Source organism: Desulfovibrio piger ATCC 29098, from assembly GCF_000156375.1.
GTDB lineage: Bacteria > Desulfobacterota > Desulfovibrionia > Desulfovibrionales > Desulfovibrionaceae > Desulfovibrio > Desulfovibrio piger.
In genome coordinates this window covers 107246-123666 of sequence record NZ_DS996355.1, presented here as the reverse complement: position 1 = coordinate 123666, position 16421 = coordinate 107246, and the positions used below count along the sequence as shown (strand labels likewise).

General features: G+C 62.1%; 12 protein-coding genes, 3 tRNA genes and 1 pseudogene. 10 read left to right on the top strand and 6 right to left on the bottom strand.

Translation table 11 applies throughout. The annotated features are described in order from the left end of the window. Positions 1-8 precede the first annotated feature (8 nt). The 6 genes from DESPIG_RS03890 to DESPIG_RS03865 all read left to right on the top strand — a co-directional run bounded on the left by DESPIG_RS03890 (position 9) and on the right by DESPIG_RS03865 (position 6900). A complete protein-coding gene (locus DESPIG_RS03890) occupies positions 9-1940 on the top strand; it encodes a vWA domain-containing protein (protein WP_006005268.1) in 1932 nt (643 codons plus the stop codon). Between the two features lie 12 nt (positions 1941-1952). Then, positions 1953-2690: an ABC transporter ATP-binding protein gene (locus DESPIG_RS03885; protein WP_006005267.1), complete on the top strand. Its 738-nt coding sequence runs from the start codon at positions 1953-1955 to the stop codon at positions 2688-2690. A gap of 4 nt (positions 2691-2694) precedes the next feature. After that, positions 2695-3972: an FtsX-like permease family protein gene (locus tag DESPIG_RS03880; protein ID WP_006005266.1), complete on the top strand. Its 1278-nt coding sequence runs from the start codon at positions 2695-2697 to the stop codon at positions 3970-3972. Next, entirely contained in the window at positions 3962-5629 is a 1668-nt protein-coding gene (locus DESPIG_RS03875; RefSeq protein ID WP_006005265.1) for a formylglycine-generating enzyme family protein, read from the top strand. The genes DESPIG_RS03880 and DESPIG_RS03875 overlap by 11 nt, the downstream gene beginning before the upstream one ends. Before the next feature lie 65 nt (positions 5630-5694). Next, positions 5695-6597 (top strand): NAD(P)-dependent oxidoreductase, encoded by a 903-nt coding sequence (locus DESPIG_RS03870; RefSeq protein ID WP_040369246.1) that lies wholly within the window; start codon positions 5695-5697, stop codon positions 6595-6597. A gap of 226 nt (positions 6598-6823) precedes the next feature. Continuing rightward, a tRNA-Pro gene (locus DESPIG_RS03865) sits at positions 6824-6900 on the top strand. A gap of 316 nt (positions 6901-7216) precedes the next feature. On the opposite strand, the gene DESPIG_RS03860 is transcribed toward DESPIG_RS03865, so the two are convergent. From DESPIG_RS03860 to DESPIG_RS03850, 3 genes are all read right to left on the bottom strand, one after another. Beyond that, positions 7217-7951: a DUF4851 domain-containing protein gene (locus DESPIG_RS03860; RefSeq protein ID WP_006005261.1), complete on the bottom strand. Its 735-nt coding sequence runs from the start codon at positions 7949-7951 to the stop codon at positions 7217-7219. Between the two features lie 188 nt (positions 7952-8139). Beyond that, positions 8140-8216 (bottom strand) — tRNA-Pro (locus DESPIG_RS03855). A gap of 450 nt (positions 8217-8666) precedes the next feature. Beyond that, positions 8667-8743: transfer RNA gene (locus DESPIG_RS03850), tRNA-Pro, on the bottom strand. A 447-nt stretch (positions 8744-9190) separates the two neighbouring features. Here DESPIG_RS03850 and DESPIG_RS03845 point away from each other — a divergent pair. From DESPIG_RS03845 to DESPIG_RS03830, 4 genes are all read left to right on the top strand, one after another. Then, positions 9191-10630, top strand: coding sequence for a putative sulfate exporter family transporter (locus DESPIG_RS03845; protein ID WP_006005258.1), 1440 nt, complete (start codon positions 9191-9193; stop codon positions 10628-10630). A 14-nt stretch (positions 10631-10644) separates the two neighbouring features. Next, positions 10645-10809, top strand: a complete 165-nt coding sequence (locus DESPIG_RS03840) for a hypothetical protein (protein WP_006005257.1) — start codon at positions 10645-10647, stop codon at positions 10807-10809. A gap of 81 nt (positions 10810-10890) precedes the next feature. Then, positions 10891-11130, top strand: coding sequence for a hypothetical protein (locus DESPIG_RS03835; RefSeq protein ID WP_006005256.1), 240 nt, complete (start codon positions 10891-10893; stop codon positions 11128-11130). Between the two features lie 111 nt (positions 11131-11241). Continuing rightward, positions 11242-12096: an EamA family transporter gene (locus tag DESPIG_RS03830; protein WP_040369245.1), complete on the top strand. Its 855-nt coding sequence runs from the start codon at positions 11242-11244 to the stop codon at positions 12094-12096. A 274-nt stretch (positions 12097-12370) separates the two neighbouring features. On the opposite strand, the gene DESPIG_RS12740 is transcribed toward DESPIG_RS03830, so the two are convergent. The 3 genes and pseudogenes from DESPIG_RS12740 to DESPIG_RS14585 form a co-directional block, all read right to left on the bottom strand. Next, positions 12371-14290 (bottom strand): 4Fe-4S dicluster domain-containing protein, encoded by a 1920-nt coding sequence (locus DESPIG_RS12740; protein WP_006005252.1) that lies wholly within the window; start codon positions 14288-14290, stop codon positions 12371-12373. 3 nt (positions 14291-14293) lie between these two features. After that, positions 14294-16174: a formate dehydrogenase subunit alpha gene (gene fdhF, locus DESPIG_RS14325; protein ID WP_479690814.1), complete on the bottom strand. Its 1881-nt coding sequence runs from the start codon at positions 16172-16174 to the stop codon at positions 14294-14296. Beyond that, positions 16166-16324: pseudogene (locus DESPIG_RS14585) on the bottom strand (hypothetical protein); the annotation flags it as partial. The gene fdhF and the pseudogene DESPIG_RS14585, both read right to left, overlap by 9 nt. Positions 16325-16421: the final 97 nt, after the last annotated feature.

Here is a 16421-nt window from a genome sequence, read left to right as displayed (position 1 = left end):
AGAGGACCATGCCCAGAACCTGCATCCGCTTTTTTGCGCTCCTGCTGCTCCTGCTGGTGGCCGTGCCCGCCTTGCAGGCCGCGCCCTTGTTGCAGGAAGGCAAGAAGACCCTGTACCAGCGTGTGGTCTCCCACCCCGGTGCCCTGCCCCTGCAAGAAGCCCGCGACGGCGCTCCGGCCGCGCGTGAGGCCCTGGTGCCCTTTACCGTGCTCTATGTCTATGCCCGCCAGGGCGACTGGCTGCAGGTGGGGCTCGATACCCGCACGCCGCTGGGCTGGCTGAAAAAGGATCAGGCCACGGACTGGAACCAGTCCCTGACCCTGCTGTTCACCCCGCGTACCGGCCGGGATCCCGTGCTCTTCTTCAAGACGGAAAAAGACCTGAAAGGCCTGTGCGAAGCTGCCGACATGGAAAAGCAGCTGGACAGCCTCACAGCGGCGGCAGCAGCCGGCAAGGATACGGCCGGACTGCCCATCCTGGCTTCGGAACCGGCGGAGCAGAAAGGGGCCGTGGCCCAAAAGCGCTTCTACCTCATGCCCATCCTTGGCATGAACCGGGCCTTTGAAGGCGTGAACCTGCTGCAGGTGGCCTCCATCGATCCCGGCAGCAGTCAGTCCGGCGCGGTGGCCGGTCCGCCCAAGACAGGCATCGCCCTGGTCATGGACACATCCATCTCCATGAAGCCCTATATCGACCAGAGCCGCGACATCATCCGCCAGCTCTATGACCGTCTGGAAAAGGACAAGATGACCGACAACGTGGGCTTTGCCGTGGTGGCCTTCCGCAGCAGTACGGAAAAGACCCCCAAGCTGGGCTACACCTCGCAGGTCATCAGTGATTTTGCCACGGCCAAGGACCGCAAGGCCCTGGAAAGCCGCCTGGCCAAAGTGGAACAGGCGACCGTCTCCAGCCATGATTTCAACGAAGATTCGCTGGCCGGGATCTATACGGCCATCGATTCCCTCAACTGGGGCCCCTATTCCACCCGCCTGATCCTGCTGGTCACGGATGCCGGGCCTCTGCGCGGCGATGACCCGTACGCCTCGCAGCGTCTCGGCGCTGCGGAGATGAACGACCTTGCCCGCCAGAAAGGCATCTGGATCACCACCATGCACGTCAAGACGCCCGGCGGCAGCAAGAACCACGCCTATGCCGAGCAGGCCTACCGGGCCCTGAGTCGCCTTTCCGGCGATCAGGCCAACTATCAGGCCGTCAACGCCTCCAGCCACAAGGAGGCCGCCCGCCAGTTCGGCATCGTGACGAAGATCCTGACCACTTCCATGGTGGATATGGTCAAGAACACGGCCAGCGGCAAGATCATGACCCGGCCCAAGGACGAGGCCGTGCCCGCCACCGAGGAAGCTCAGGCCCGCCAGCTGGCGGAGCGGCTGGGCTACGCCATGCAGCTGGACTATCTGGGCCGCAAGAACGAGAACCGTGCCCCGTCCGTGGTGGATTCCTGGATCGCGGACATGGACCTCAAGCGTCTGGCCCAGGGCCGTCAGGTACCCAGTGTGGAAGTGGCCGTGCTGCTGACCAAGAACCAGCTCAGCGATCTCAGCACCCAGCTGAAGAACATCATCGACAACGCCGAACGGACCAAAAAGACCGATTCGCGCGACTTCTTCCAGGGCATCCTTTCCGCCTCGGCCCGCATGGCCCGCGACCCCAACATGCCCACCCAGGGCAAGAGCCTGGCCGAACTGGGCGTGCTGGCCGAATTCCTGGACGGCCTGCCCTACAAGAGCGACATCATGCTGCTGCGCGAAGAAGACTGGTACCGCATGAGCATCGGCGAGCAGACGGCCTTCATCAACCGTCTCAAGTCCCGGCTGGCCCGCTACGAGGAATACGATCGAGACCGGGAAAACTGGGAAAGCTTCGGACAGAGCAACGCCGGGGACTGGGTCTATCGCGTGCCGCTGTCCATGTTGCCGTAAGCCGGGGGAAGCATGGAAAATATGGTCTTCTCCCTGCGTGATCTGCATATCGTCCGCCCAGGCACGGGCGCGTTCCGCCTGCACGTCCGCAGTCTGGACGTGCGTCAGGGGCAGCTGCTGGCCCTGACGGGCCCCAGCGGCTGCGGCAAAAGTACGGCACTGGACGTGCTGGCCGGCATCCTGCGGCCTGACGGCGGCGAGGGTTCCCGCTTTCTGCTGCACACTGCCGATGGCGAAACGGACATGCTGGCCCTGTGGCGGGCGGGCCGTCTCGATGCCCTGGCCCGTCTGCGCGGCAAGCATCTGGGCTATGTGCTCCAGACAGGCGGCCTGCTGCCCTTCCTCTCGGCCCGCGACAACATCCTGCTCCCCTGCCGCTGTCTGGGGAACATGGGGCGCCGCCTGGAGGCGGTCTGGAACATGGCCACGGCCCTGGGCATAGACCGTCTGCTGTTGCAGATGCCCGCAAGCCTTTCCGTGGGCGAGCGCCAGCGTGTGGCCATCGCCCGAGCCCTGGCCCATGGGCCCGCCATCGTGCTGGCGGACGAACCCACGGCCGCGCTGGATCCGGCCCAGTCCCGCAAGGTCCTGGGCATCTTTGCCGATCTGGCCCGGCAGCAGGGGACCACGGTGATCATGGTCTCCCACGATCCGCAGATGGCCCGGGAGGCCGGGTTCACGCTGGTGCCCCTGGCCTGCTCCACCACGGAGGAGGGCCCCCTTTCCGTCATCGACCATCCCCAACGGTAACGCCATGCATACCCTTGTACAGATCTGCCACCTTTCCCTGCGGGATTACCTGCACGAGCGTCTGCTCTCCGCCTGTGCCGTCCTGGGGCTGGCGGCCGTCCTAGCGCCGCTGCTGATCCTTTTCGGCGTCAAGTTCGGCGTGGTGGAGACCCTGACCGAACGCCTGCGCAGCGATCCCGCCACGCTGGAGATCTCCCCTGTGGGCAGCGGGCATTTTTCCGCCGCCGATATGGCCCGGTGGCGCGACGATGGCCGGGTGGACTTCGTCATGCCCCGAACCCGGACCCTTGCCGCCACGGTGGAGCTGTTGCCGGAGCGGGGGACGCCCCTGCACGTCTCCATGGAACCCACCGGCCATGACGATCCCCTGCTGGCGCGCCATGCCCTGCCGGTACCGGCCCTGCTGCTGGACAGCGAGGACGATCCCGATCACCCCGGCCGCCTGCGCACCAGAGCCGCTGCCAGCGGCGTCGTGCTTTCCGCGCCCGTGGCCGAACGTCTGGGCCTGCACGCGGGCGACCAGCTGACGGGCAGGCTCGAACGCACCCGCAACGGCAATGTGCAGGCCGTATGCCTGACACTGAAGGTCATCGGCGTGCTGCCCCTGGCCGCCCAGCAAAAAAATGTGGCCTATGTGCCCCTGCCCTTCCTGGAAGCGGCGGAAGATTACCGTGACGGGCGCGCCGTGCCCCTGTTCGGCCCTGAACACGCCGCGGATGGCGACCAGCCGCCTGCCGAGCGCCTGTATGCGGGCTTTCGCCTGTATGCCCGCAGTCTGGATGATGTGGCGCCCCTGCGCGACTTTTTCCAGCAGCAGGGCATCACCGTCCATACCGAGGCCGAGGCCATCGATCAGGTCAGGCGCCTTTCCACATCCCTGGACATCATCTTCCTGCTCATCGGCGGAGCCGCTGCCGCGGGCTTCACGGCCTCCACGACCAGCAGCACCCTGGCCGCCGTCCGACGCAAACAACGGCTCCTCGGCCTGCTCCGTCTGGGAGGCTTTTCCACACTGGAGCTCCTGCTGTTCCCCCTGTTGCAGGCCCTGCTCACGGCCGTGCTGGGCACAGGGCTGGCACTGGGGCTCTATGCGGCTGCACAGGGCGTGGTCAACCGCATCTTTGCCGCCGGTCTCGACGACATGGAGCATGTCTGCCGCCTGTTGCCGGAACATGCCGTCGTGACCCTGGTGCTGGTCTGCCTGCTCTCCCTGCTGGCTGCCCTGCTGCCGTCCCTGCGCGGTGCGCGTACCGAACCTTCGGAGGTCATCCGTGAGATCTAGGCTGCTCTCTTCGCTCCTCTTCCTCCTGCTGCTGGCGGCCCTGCCGGCAGCGCCCGCCGACGCCGCCCTGGCCAAACGGGGCGGAGAGGTCTCCACTGCCGATGCCTGCAACCCGCACCCGGACAAGGACGATATCGTCCTGCCCATGCCCGGCGGGTTGAGCATGGCCTTCCGTCTGGTGGCCGTTCCCAGCAAAGGCCTGCTCTGGGACATGTCCGCCCGTCCCGGCCGCGATGATGCCGCCAACAGCGACCGTGCTTTTTACGACCGCCGCTACCGGGCTTTCCTCTCCGCACCTTTCTCCCGGGCCGACCTGCCCTCTTCCTGGCGTGCCCAGGCCCCGGCAGGCGACTACTTTTTCTATCTGGTGGCCAAATATGAAGTGAGCCGCCTGCAATGGCAAAGCATCATGGGCAGCGGCACGGAAGCACCTGTGGCGGATGCCGCCCGGCCCGTGACGGACATCAGCTGGTATGAGGCCGTGGAGTTCACCCGCCGCTATACGGAATGGCTGTTGCAGAATGCCGCCGATGCTCTGCCCCGTTACGCCGGGGACAGCCGCAATGTGGGCTTTGTGCGCCTGCCCACGGAAACCGAATGGGAATACGCTGCTCGCGGCGGTCAGACGGCCGGGCCCGAACAGCTGATGGAAAAGGATTTCTTTGCCCTGCCTGCGGGCGCTCCTCTGGCCGATTACGCCGTCTACCGTCCCGAGGGCGCGGCCCGCATCGCCGAAGACTGCGCCCGTATCGGCTCGCGCAAGCCCAATCCGCTGGGCCTGTACGATACGGCGGGCAATGCGGCCGAGATGGCGCTGGACATGTTCCGCTTCTCCGTGGGCGGCCGCCTGCACGGCTCTGCCGGAGGCTTCGTCCGCAAAGGCGGATCCTTCCTTTCCGGCGAGGCGGAGATCATGCCCGGCCGCCGTGAGGAAAGCGCCTTTTTCCTGGCGGACGGCCCCGCCCATGCCCGCGATATGGGTTTCCGCCCGGTCATTTCCGGCATCAATACCCCCGGCGGCGACCGGCCTTCGGCCCTGCAGCAGGCCTGGAACGCCGCAGGCCAGAGCAATCCCCTGGCCCGCGATGCCAGCCGCAACCCTCTGGAAGAGCTGGACAGGCTCCTTGCCGCCGCGCCTGACGACAACAGCCGCAAGAACCTGCTGACCCTGCGTGAGGCCATCAAGGAAAACAACATCCTGCAGGAACAGCAGCAACAGCTGGAGATGCAGTCCACCCTGCGCACGGCCGTCTATATGCTGGAGACCATCCGCAACTATGCCAGCCGCCGCAACTCTCTGCAAAGCCAGCATGAGAGCATGAAGCGGGACAGCCGGACCGCCAAGGGCGAGACCCTCACTACCCTGCGCCGGATCATGAAAACGGCCGAACAGGGGCTGGAGCAGTTCCAGACCGGTATCGACCGTTCCCTCTCCTTCTACCGGACCCGCGTGGAAGAGGCCGCCCGTCTGGACAAGGACGATTTCCAGCGGGCGCTTGCCAGTCTGCTCAAGGATTATGCGGGAGAAGACCTGTTCAACGAGAACATGCGCCGCAATGCGGAACTGCTGCGGCAGCATGTCCAAAATGCACGGGCCGGCAAAATCCCTGCCGGCAAGGCCATGCTGGAAGAGATCCTGAAGACCCGTTCAAAGTAGTTTTCCCGGGCATCCTGCCTGTATTCACCCACGCCGCACCAGCGGCAAGACAAGGAGCTGGTTCGATGAACAACAAACCGCGTTTAGGCTGGATAGGCACCGGCGTCATGGGACATTCCATGGCCGGGCATCTGCTGGCTGCGGGCTATCCGCTGACCGTCTACAGCCGTACCAAAGCCAAGGCGGAAGGTCTGCTGGCCTGCGGTGCCCGCTGGGCGGAAACGCCCCGTGAAGTGGCCCGGAATGCTGATATCGTTTTCTCCATCGTGGGCTATCCCCGTGATGTGGAAGAAGTGATGCTGGGTGAACAGGGAGCGTTGTCCGGCCTTTCCGAGGGCGGTATCCTCTGTGACATGACCACTTCCAGCCCCGAACTGGCCCAGCGCATCGCTGCCGCTGCCGCCGCCAAGGGCTGCGCCAGCCTGGATGCCCCTGTCACGGGCGGGGATATCGGAGCGCGCGAGGCCCGCCTGTCCATCTTCGTGGGTGGTGACAAGGAAGCCTTCGAGCGTGTGCGCCCCTGCTTCGAAGCCATGGGCAAAAACATCCTTCACTGTGGTGCTGCCGGAACGGGCCAGCAGGCGAAACTGGCCAATCAGGTGGCTATCGCCGGCGTCATGTTCAGCGTTTGCGAATCCATGCTTTTTGCCCAGGAAGCCGGTCTGGATGTGCGCCAATGGCTGGAACTGGTCGTGCCCGGCGCCGCGGGCAGCACGGCCATGGGCACCCTGGGACGCCGCCTGCTGGGCTGTGACTATGCCCCCGGCTTTTTTGTGGAACACTTCATCAAGGATCTGGGCCTGTGCCTGGAAGAATGCAAGCGCATGGGGCTGGTGCTGCCCGGCGTCGCGCTGGCGGAACAGGTCTACCGCATGGCCCAGGCCCAGGGGCACGGCAAGGACGGTACACAGGTCCTGCTGCAGGTGCTTGCCGAGCTCTCCGGCAAGCAGTGGCGGGCCCACGCCTAAGCGACTTTCATCCGATCCTGCGGGGGAAGGCCTGGCCTTCTCCCGCTTTTTCGCTTTACCCCGATCTGCGCTCAGAAACGGCGGATATGCCCCGTTTTCGAAAAGCTGAAGCCCCAGGGCTGACCAGCTTTCTGAGGTACAAAGCAAATGCGGCGTCTTTTTTTTAACCAGATGATGTTTTTTGTTGACATCATACGGGAAGGCGCGTAGAAGAATTTTCTTGTGTCGGGATGTAGCGCAGTCTGGGAGCGCACTTGAATGGGGTTCAAGGGGTCGAAGGTTCAAATCCTTTCATCCCGACCAGAAAACAGAAACCCCAAGGGATCTACGGAAACGTGGATCCCTTTTCTGTTTTTGGGGATCTGCCTTTCTCTCCTCTGCCTCTGACATTCCTTGTCGCCTTTTTTTACAGGGCCAGGAGAGCCATACGACAAAGACCTTTGACCTGCGATCTCCCGGCATGGAAGATGGGCAAAGCCCTCATCACCTGCATCGCACCTCTACCGCAGACAAAAAAGGCCACGGAGCATATCTCCGTGGCCTTTTTGCATAGTACGGGGTCGACGCGGGCAGGCGGCTGGCCGCCTTCCCCGTGATCCGTTTTTCCGCAAGAGCTCTCCTAGGGGCACCCCTCACGTTCCATTTCCCCCACCCAGCGGGAAAGGCGCGTCCTGGAATAGCGATCTTCAGCCCCATCCAGCTTTTTGAATTCCCTGATATTGCTCTCCAGCCAGGCTTTGTCCGTCACCAGGAGCTCGCAGGCCTTGCGGGCCCGCTGCTGGAAGGCATTGAGAGCGGCACCATCAAAGGCGATGTCCCTTGCCTGGGCTTCCGGGAGGGGCTCATGGTATTCCATGATGACCTGAGTCTTGTGGAAATTCAGCAGCAGTTTGGCCCTGTAGGCAAGACAGGCGGCGTGATCGGTGCAGAACGGATCACTGCCCTCATCCAGCCGCATAAGGCTCTCATAAAGGGTCTCGCCTTTATAGGCATACTGCTGGGCCCGGATGGCCGGAAACGCCGGATGATGCGCGGCCTCCCATTCCCAGCTCCCTTCCGTATCCGCCACTGCCGTTACCAACGTACCGGTACCGTTACTGTAGACAGCGAACCAGATACGGGCATCACCATCCACGGAATGCCGGGTCTTGGGGCGCAAGGTCCGGTTCCCCAGACTTTGCAGCTGCATATCCGCAGCCGGAGCGAAGGTGAGGGCAGGACGTGCCCGGGAAACGATGACCATCTGGTCCGAGGTGGACAACTGGCCCGCGCCTCTCAAAGGCGGCTGGCCCCCCATAAAGAAAACAAAGACGGCCACAGCGATGATGGCAACGACGATCAGCAGGATTTTCATGGTCCCTCCAGAAAACGTGGCAAACAGGATCCGTAGTTCGCCGCAAGCATGGTAACCGCATCCTTGGCAGAGCAAAAGCCCTGTTGCGTACGGGAGTCTGCCCCAGGAAAAGGCCGGCAAGGAAACCCGGCCCCAGAAAACAGAAAAGGGACCTACGTTTCCGTAGATCCCTTGGGGTTTCTGTTTTCTGGTCGGGATGAAAGGATTTGAACCTTCGACCCCTTGAACCCCATTCAAGTGCGCTCCCAGACTGCGCTACATCCCGACGCGAAGATGTAGATAGACGAAGACGGAGGGGTTGTCAACAAAAATATCACATTTTTTTCAGGGCGCCTGTCCCGGTCTGCTGTGCAAAAAATGGCAAGCCCTGCCAGGCAGCGACCGTCACCCCTGCCCTCAGGAGACTCCGGCACATGAACACGCCCTGACGGAAGCCGGGATACGCCGCCACTCTGGCCCAAAGATCGTACAACTTCCGCATACCGGCAGCCTTGCCGCCAACATATTACCGGTATCCTTATATAGGGCGAGGGTGGATCGCATACGCGCCCTATCGTCTGACAAGGGCCCTTTCCTTTGTCGAAAAGCACACGTACCTCTGCATCCGTCTGTCACAGGGGCCCGACCTGCTGCAGGAAAAGACAGCCGGCTCTCCGGCCGCTAAAAACAGAAAAGGGATCTACGTTTCCGTAGATCCCTTGGGGGTTCTGCTTTCTGGTCGGGATGAAAGGATTTGAACCTTCGACCCCTTGAACCCCATTCAAGTGCGCTCCCAGACTGCGCTACATCCCGACGCAAGAAAGAGGTGTACGCTCGACCAATCTCTTTGTCAACATAAAATTCTTTTGAGAAAAAAAATTTTTTGCTTTTATGAAAATTTAGGGCGATTTCTGTCATTTTCGTTACATTGTGAAGCATTTCTCACCCCTTATAAACATCCAGACACACTGCCAACATATTGATTTCAATCTACTTTCAAACACCATTTCGTCTGGCGTTTTTCCCCGGCGCTTGTTTTTTTCTTCTTTTGCCCGGATATTTTTCATAAAAACCAAGCATTCACCTGCATTGACAAAAAAAATTTCCTGTGTAGAAGACAGATGGCCGCGCAGCCTGGGGGGTCAGGGTGCCGGCTGGATTTTCCGGTTTCCCCTACTTGTGTGACGTATTATTTCATAGTATGTCATACGGAAGGGATTTTTTCACCAGGTTGAGAAACCTGTAATCAGGAGGTTGGATATGACAACCAAATCAGCCTTTAATGAAGACAAAGTAGCCCTGCTGCTTGGCTGCATTATCTTCATCTTGGGCCTTGGCAAGTTCGCTGGACTGGATCTCCTTGGCTGGGTGGTAAAAATCGGCATGTGGGTCGATAGCCCCGTCGATGCCTGGAAGCCCGCTACCAAGGGCATGATGGCCGGCTGGCAGTCCCTGCTGGCTACCTATGTGTTCGTGACCGGTCTGCTGGCTATCGGCGTCAAACTGATGAAGGGTAACGTGGGCCGCTTCGTGGGCTCCTTCACCGTGATCTTCTTCATCGCCATCGCCTGCTACACCGCTGGCGCCAACGCCTACATCGCTGCTAACCCCACTCAGCTGGCTAAGCAGGGCATTCCGTGGGCTCTGGGCCTGAGCACCGAAGCCGGCCTGATCGCCGCTCTGGTCATGGGCATCCTGATCAGTAACTTTGCCCCCAGCGTTGCTGACTCTCTGCGCGATGCCTGCCGCCCCGAACTGTTCGTTAAGATCGCCATCGTGGTTCTGGGTGCCGAACTGGGCGTGAAGGCCGCCGATGCCGCCGGTTTTGCTGGCCACATCATCTTCCGAGGCCTGTGCGCCATTGTTGAAGCTTACCTGCTGTACTGGGCCGTGGTTTACTACGTTGCTCGTAAGTACTTCAAGTTCAACAAGGAATGGGCCGCTCCTCTGGCCTCCGGTATCTCCATCTGCGGTGTGTCCGCCGCTATCGCCACTGGTGGCGCCATCCGCGCCCGGCCGGTGGTCCCGATCATGGTTTCTTCCCTGGTCGTTGTGTTCACCTGCATTGAAATGCTGATCCTGCCCTTCATCGCTCAGACCTTCCTGTACACCGAGCCCATGGTGGCCGGCGGCTGGATGGGCCTGGCCGTGAAGTCCGACGGTGGTGCTATCGCTTCCGGTGCCATCACCGAATCCCTGATCCTGGCCAAGATGGCCGGTCTGGGCACTGAATGGGAACCCGGCTGGATCGTGATGGTGACCACCACCGTCAAGATCTTCATCGACATGTTCATCGGTATCTGGGCTCTGCTCCTGGCCTACATCTGGACGGCCAAGTTCGACAAGACCCGTGGCGACCGCACCATGACCTGGGGCGACGTCATGGACCGCTTCCCCCGCTTCGTGCTGGGTTACCTGGGTACCTTCCTGGTCCTGCTCATCGTCTGCCTGAGCACGCCTGAACTGCACAAGGTCGGCAAGGCCATGTCCGGCGCCATGAACGGCTTCCGCGTCATCTTCTTCCTGATGACCTTCTTCAGCATCGGTATGGTTTCCAACTTCCGCAAGCTGATGGAAGAAGGCATCGGCCGCCTGGCCATCGTGTACATCGTCTGCCTGTTCGGCTTCATCATCTGGGTCGGTCTGTTCATTTCCTACGCCTTCTTCCATGGCATGACCCCGCCGGTGGTTGGCGCCTAGTTTAAAGGAGAACAATGATGGAAGACAAAGAAGTCAAATTCCACGAAGAAGTCCAGAAGATGGAATACGAGCCCCTGGATGAGACTGAAATGAAGCTCATCCACTGGAGCTGGGGCCTGGGCGTGGGCCTGCTGGTGGTGCTGTTCCTCATCAGCAAGTTCGTGATGACCACCCACTAGACCTCGGGCTGCTAAACACGTAATAAGGATGCCGGGAAGGGCCTGCGCCCTTCCCGGCTCTTGCGTACAAAGGACATTATCATGCCGCGTTATCATCTGCGTTACCTTAAGGGTCCCAACTACACCCTGAACCTGGAGTATGACGGCATCGTGGAAGCCTCTTCCTTTGAGGAAGCCCTGCGCCCCCATACCGACTGGCCCATCACGGAAAGCTACGACCATGCCACGGCTACGGCCTGGAATCCCGGTACCTGCATGTATTATCAGGAAATGTGGGAAGCTGCCCTGCTTCCCGACGCTGACAAGGGACAGCAAAGCTAGCACCGCACGGAGCTGACGCCTGCAAGGGGAGGACAAACAGGAACTCCCCTTGCGGTGGATAGCGCCGAATCCCTTCTCCCTCACCCGCCACAGGGCTGCCGGACAGCTTCCATGAACATCTCTGCCACGTCACCTTTCGTCTCTGTCCTGCTCCTGCTGGTCTCCATGTCTTCCATCCAGGCCAGCGCCTCGCTTGCCAAGACCATCTTCCCCCTGGTAGGCCCCGCCGGTACCACGGCCTTGCGCCTGCTGGTGGCCTCCGTCATCCTGCTCGTGGTGATGCGCCCCTGGAAGAAAGCCATCCCCCGCAGTGCCTGGAAGGTCATCGCCGTTTTCGGTCTGGCCACGGCAAGCATGAACCTTTGCTTTTACGAGGCCCTGAGCCGTATCCCGCTGGGTGTCGCCGTCGGTCTGGAATTCACCGGCCCCCTGACGGTAGCCATGCTCTCTTCCCGCCGCCTCGTGGACTTCATCTGGGTCGTCCTGGCAGCGGCCGGTCTTGCCATCCTGCTGCCCCTGCGCCAAAGCGCGGACAGTATCGATCCGCTGGGCGCGGTGCTTGCCTTGTGTTCCGGGGTCTGTTGGGCGCTCTATATCATCTTCGGCAAAAAGGCGGGCAGCAGCCTGGACAAGTCCTGCGTGGCTCTGGCCATGCTCGTAGGCAGCTGTGCCATGTTTCCTGTGGGCCTGGCCTCCTCCGGTCTGGATCTGTTCAGGCCCGAGATCCTGCCTCTGGCCCTGATCCTGGGTATTTTTTCCTCTGCCCTGCCCTACGGTGTCGAGATCATCGCGCTGAAGAACCTGCCCTCGCGCACGTTCAGCATCCTCATGAGCCTGGAACCTGCCCTTGCCGCCCTTTCCGGTTTCCTTTTCCTGGGCGAGCAGCTGAGCCTTGCCCAGTGGGCAGCCCTCACGGCCATCATCAGTGCGTCCATCGGCTCCACGCTGACCATCAGTAAGCAATAAGGCCTGCCGGACCATGTCCTCGGTCCTGACCGCCAAGGAACAGCGCGTCCCGCCGAACACCTCTCTTCTGTCTGATGGGCTCCCCCTGTTTTTTCCAAGCCAAAACTCTCGGGCACAGCTCGCTGCCAGAGGGCCCCGCCCCCTTTCACCGCTATCCCGCCGATCAGGACCACACGCATGGCGGGGGATCATGGCAACATCCGGCAGGCTAACGCCCATAAAAAAGGGCGGGAACGCATCGCGTCCCCGCCCTTTTCATACGTACTGGCCGATCCTAGAATTCTTCCGGCAACTGCAGCATTTCCTCGTAGGTGAACACGGGCCCGTCCAGGCACATGTAATGCGCACCCACCTTACAGTGGCCGCACTTGCCCACGCCACAGCGCATGTGGGTCTCCAGAGACGTGAAGATGTCCTTGCCGTTCATGCCGAGGCCCAACAGGTCGCGGGCCACCAGCTTGATACGGCGAGGCGAGGCACACAGGATGGCCCGGGCATTGGCCCAGTCGAAATCCAATTCCGGCAGCAGGTCATTGATATAGCCCACATGGGCCTGGACGGCATCCGTGGGCTTGGCCAGGGCATACTGCACGGTCACGCCGGGGATCTTGCTCCAGTCCTTCAGATCCTGCTTGTAGACCAGGCCTTCATAGCGCGTGGCGCTGGCGATGATGGCGATACGGCCGTAGCGTTCCCGCTCCTGGAGCAGACGCACGATGATGGTCCGCACAGGGGCCAGGCCCACGCCGGACCCCACCACCAGCACGTCCCGTCCGGCGAAGGAGCGATAAGGGAAGCCCTTGCCGTAAGGCCCGCGCAGGCCGATGACATCCCCCACGCCAAGCTTGGCCAGGGCCGAGGTCACCTTGCCCACCTTTTTGACGCAGAACTCGAACTGGCCGTCGTGCTGGTCCCCGAAGGGGATGGACAGGGCCACTTCCCCCACGCCGAAGACCGTGACCATGAAGAACTGCCCCGTCAGACGGAAGGTCTCGGCAAGACGCTCATCCATGTAGCGGACCACATAACGGCGGATGTCCGGGGTCTCGTCATGGATGGCCACGATACGCGCGGGATAGGGCGTGAACAGCTGGGGATCGATGCGGGTGGACGCCCGTTCCGGGATGGAGACCGGCATGGGCTTGCGCTGCCCCTCGGGCGGGCAGTCCCGCACCACGGTATCGGCTATCTTGCGGATGTCGATGCCCGCCGGGCAAACGTCGATGCAGCGCCCGCAGCCCACGCAGCCTTTTTTGCCGAAGCGGTCCTGGATGTAGACCAGCTTGTCCATGATGCGGTGGCGCACGGCGGCAGCCTTGCTGCGCGGGTTGTGCCAGCCGGCATTGCGCGTGAAGCCTGCCGTCTGGCAGGAGTCCTTGACGCGGACACGGCGGCCGGACTGGGCATCCAGACGTTCCTCATTGAACTGGAAGCAGGTGCAGGTCGGGCACACGGCCGTGCAGCCCGTGCAGCGGATGCAGGTGGGCGTGATCTCTTCCCACACCGGGTGATCGAAGCCCTGCAGCAGGGCCGTACGGATCTGCGAAAGGTCGGGCAGATTATGGAAGGCCTCGCGGCAATCCTTTTCCAGCTCGACCAGCCGGGCACGCAGGGCCGCTTCGGTCACGGGACGGAAAAAGACCATGGCCTGCCCCACAAGGCTCTCGCCCTTGTCCGTGGCGCATTCCACCCAGCACAGATCGCCGTCCAGCGTCAGCATCAGGTCAAAGCCGCTGCGGGCAAAGGGGCCGGTGCCCGTGGCCGCGCAAAAGCAGCTCTTGCCGGGCATGCGGCAGTTCATACCCACGATGGTGACGGCCTCGCGCCGCATGGAATAATTGATGTCCCTGTACTCACCCAGATAGAAATCATCCAGATATTCCAAAGCGGCCACATCACAGGGGCGCATGCCGAAAATGACCGTCGGAGCCATGGCTTCCGCACCGGGCTCGGCCACATAGGTACGTTCGTTGCCTTCCCAGCGGAACAGCACATCCTGATAGCCGTTCAGGACGTCCACCGGCGGCATGGCAAGATTGGTATAGTCGAGACACAGGCCCTTTTCTGGAACAAAGCTCTCCAGACGCGTGGTCCCGTCCTGCTCCTTGCAGGGGCACAGCACACGGGAGCCTGACTGCCAGGCGGTCAGCAGGGCGGGCAGGTCCGCCGGATTCATGGTATAGTATGCGGACATGGCTTAGGCCCTCTCCAGCCTGACGGCGCTGATTTTGTATTCAGGGGTTTTGCTGACCGGGTCCAGAGCGGTACAGGTCAGCAGGTTGACCATGGCTTCGGCAAAATGCAGGGGAGCGAAGACCACGCCTTCGGGCACGTCGTCCGTGATGTGCATGCGCGAGACCACAGAGCCCCGACGGCTGACCATGCGCAGGCGGGCGCCTTCGCGGATCTCCAGCTTTTTGGCGTCAGCGGGATTGATGTCCGTCACCAGCTCGGGCAGTTCACGCTCCAGCATGGCACAACGGCGCGTCATGGTCCCGGTCAGATAATGGGCATGACGCATGCCGGTGCTGAGCAGGAAGGGATACTCCTCGTCCGGCAGCTCCGCCGGAGGCACATGCGGGATGGCGGCAAAAAGCCCCTTGCCGCGGGTGAAGCGCCCCTGATGCAGGATGGGCGTGCCGGGATGATCAGGGGTGGGACAAGGCCAGCACAGGCCCTTCCCTTCCAGACGGGCATAACTCATGCCGCCCATGTTGGGCGCCAGGGAGCAGATCTCGTCAAAGACCTCCGAAGCCGAGGCGTAGTGCATATCATAGCCCAGCCGCCGGGACAGGGCCTGGATGATCTGGCCGTTGGTCCGCCCCGCCATGGGCGGGATGGCCTGACGCACACGCTGCACGCGGCGCTCGGAATTGGTGAAGGTACCGTCGGTCTCCGCAAACGACGCGCCGGGCAGGATCATGTGCGCCAGCTCCGTGGTCGGCGTGGGGAAGATGTCGAGGCAGAGCAGGAACTCCGCCGACGACAGGGCCTTCATCACATGGCCGGAATCCGGATCGCTGACCACGGGATTCTCGCCCATGATGATCATGGCCTTGAGCTTGCCCTCCTGCAGACCGTGCATCATCTCCATGGCCGTCAGGCCGCGGAAAGGCGACAGGGGGCGACCCCAGGCCGCCTCGAACTTCAGGCGGACCTTTTCGTCATCCACGAACTGGTAGCCGGGATAATAGTTGGGCAGCCCGCCCATGTCACAGGCACCCTGTACGTTGTTCTGCCCGCGCAGCGGGTTCACGCCCGTGCAGGGACGGCCGATCTGACCGCAAAGCATGGACAGGTTGGCCAGGGAACGGACATTGTTCACACCGCAGCGGTGCTGGGTGATGCCCAGACAATAGACGATGGCGCTGGTCTCCGAGCGGGCATAGAGTTCCGCCGCACGGAACAGGAGCTCACGCGGCACGCCGGTGACTTCTTCGGTCCGCTCGGGCGTCCATTCGCGCAGGCTCTCGCGCAGCTCGTCGAAATTCTCCGTGCGTTCCGCGATAAAGGCCGCATCGTGCCAGCCATTCTCATAAATGATGTGCATCAGGCCGTTGACCAGCGGCACGTCCGTCCCCGGACGCAGACGCAGGTGCACGTCCGCCAGACGGGCAAGGTCCGTCCGGCGGGGGTCGGCCACGATGAGCTTGCCGCCTTCACGATGGCAATGCATGAGCCGCATCCCCACCATGGGATGGGCCACCGTGGTATTGGAACCGATCACAAACAGGCAGCCCGTCCGCTCCAGCTCGTCAAAAGAGTTGGTCATGGCGCCGCTGCCGAACGAAGTGGCAAGACCTGCCACAGTGGGACCGTGTCAGAGACGGGCGCAGTGATCGATATTGTTGGTCCCCAGCGCGCAACGGGTGAGCTTTTGCAGCAGATAGTTCTCTTCGTTGGTGCAGCGGGCGGAGGTCAGCACGCCGATGCTGTCAGGGCCGTACTGGTCACGGATACGGGCCAGCTCCCCGGCGGCATGGTCGAGGGCGCTTTCCCAGTCCAGGGACTTCCAGCCCTGCTCTGTCCGCAGCAGGGGCGTTTTCAGACGGTCAGGGTGCTGTATGAATTCATGCACGTTCCAGCCCTTGACGCAAAGCTTGCCCCGGTTGACCGGGCTGTCGGGCGTGGGCACGGAACGCTGAATGCGGCCTTCCGCAGTTTCCAGGGTCAGGCCGCAACCGCAGCCGCAATACGGGCAGGTTGTCGCCGTGTGACGAATATCCATAAGTCTCTCCGCGATATCACATCATGTCCGGGCCAGGACGGCACGCCTCTGTCCGCCACACTCCGGCATGAGCCTTTTTTCCAGCTTTGGAGTGGAA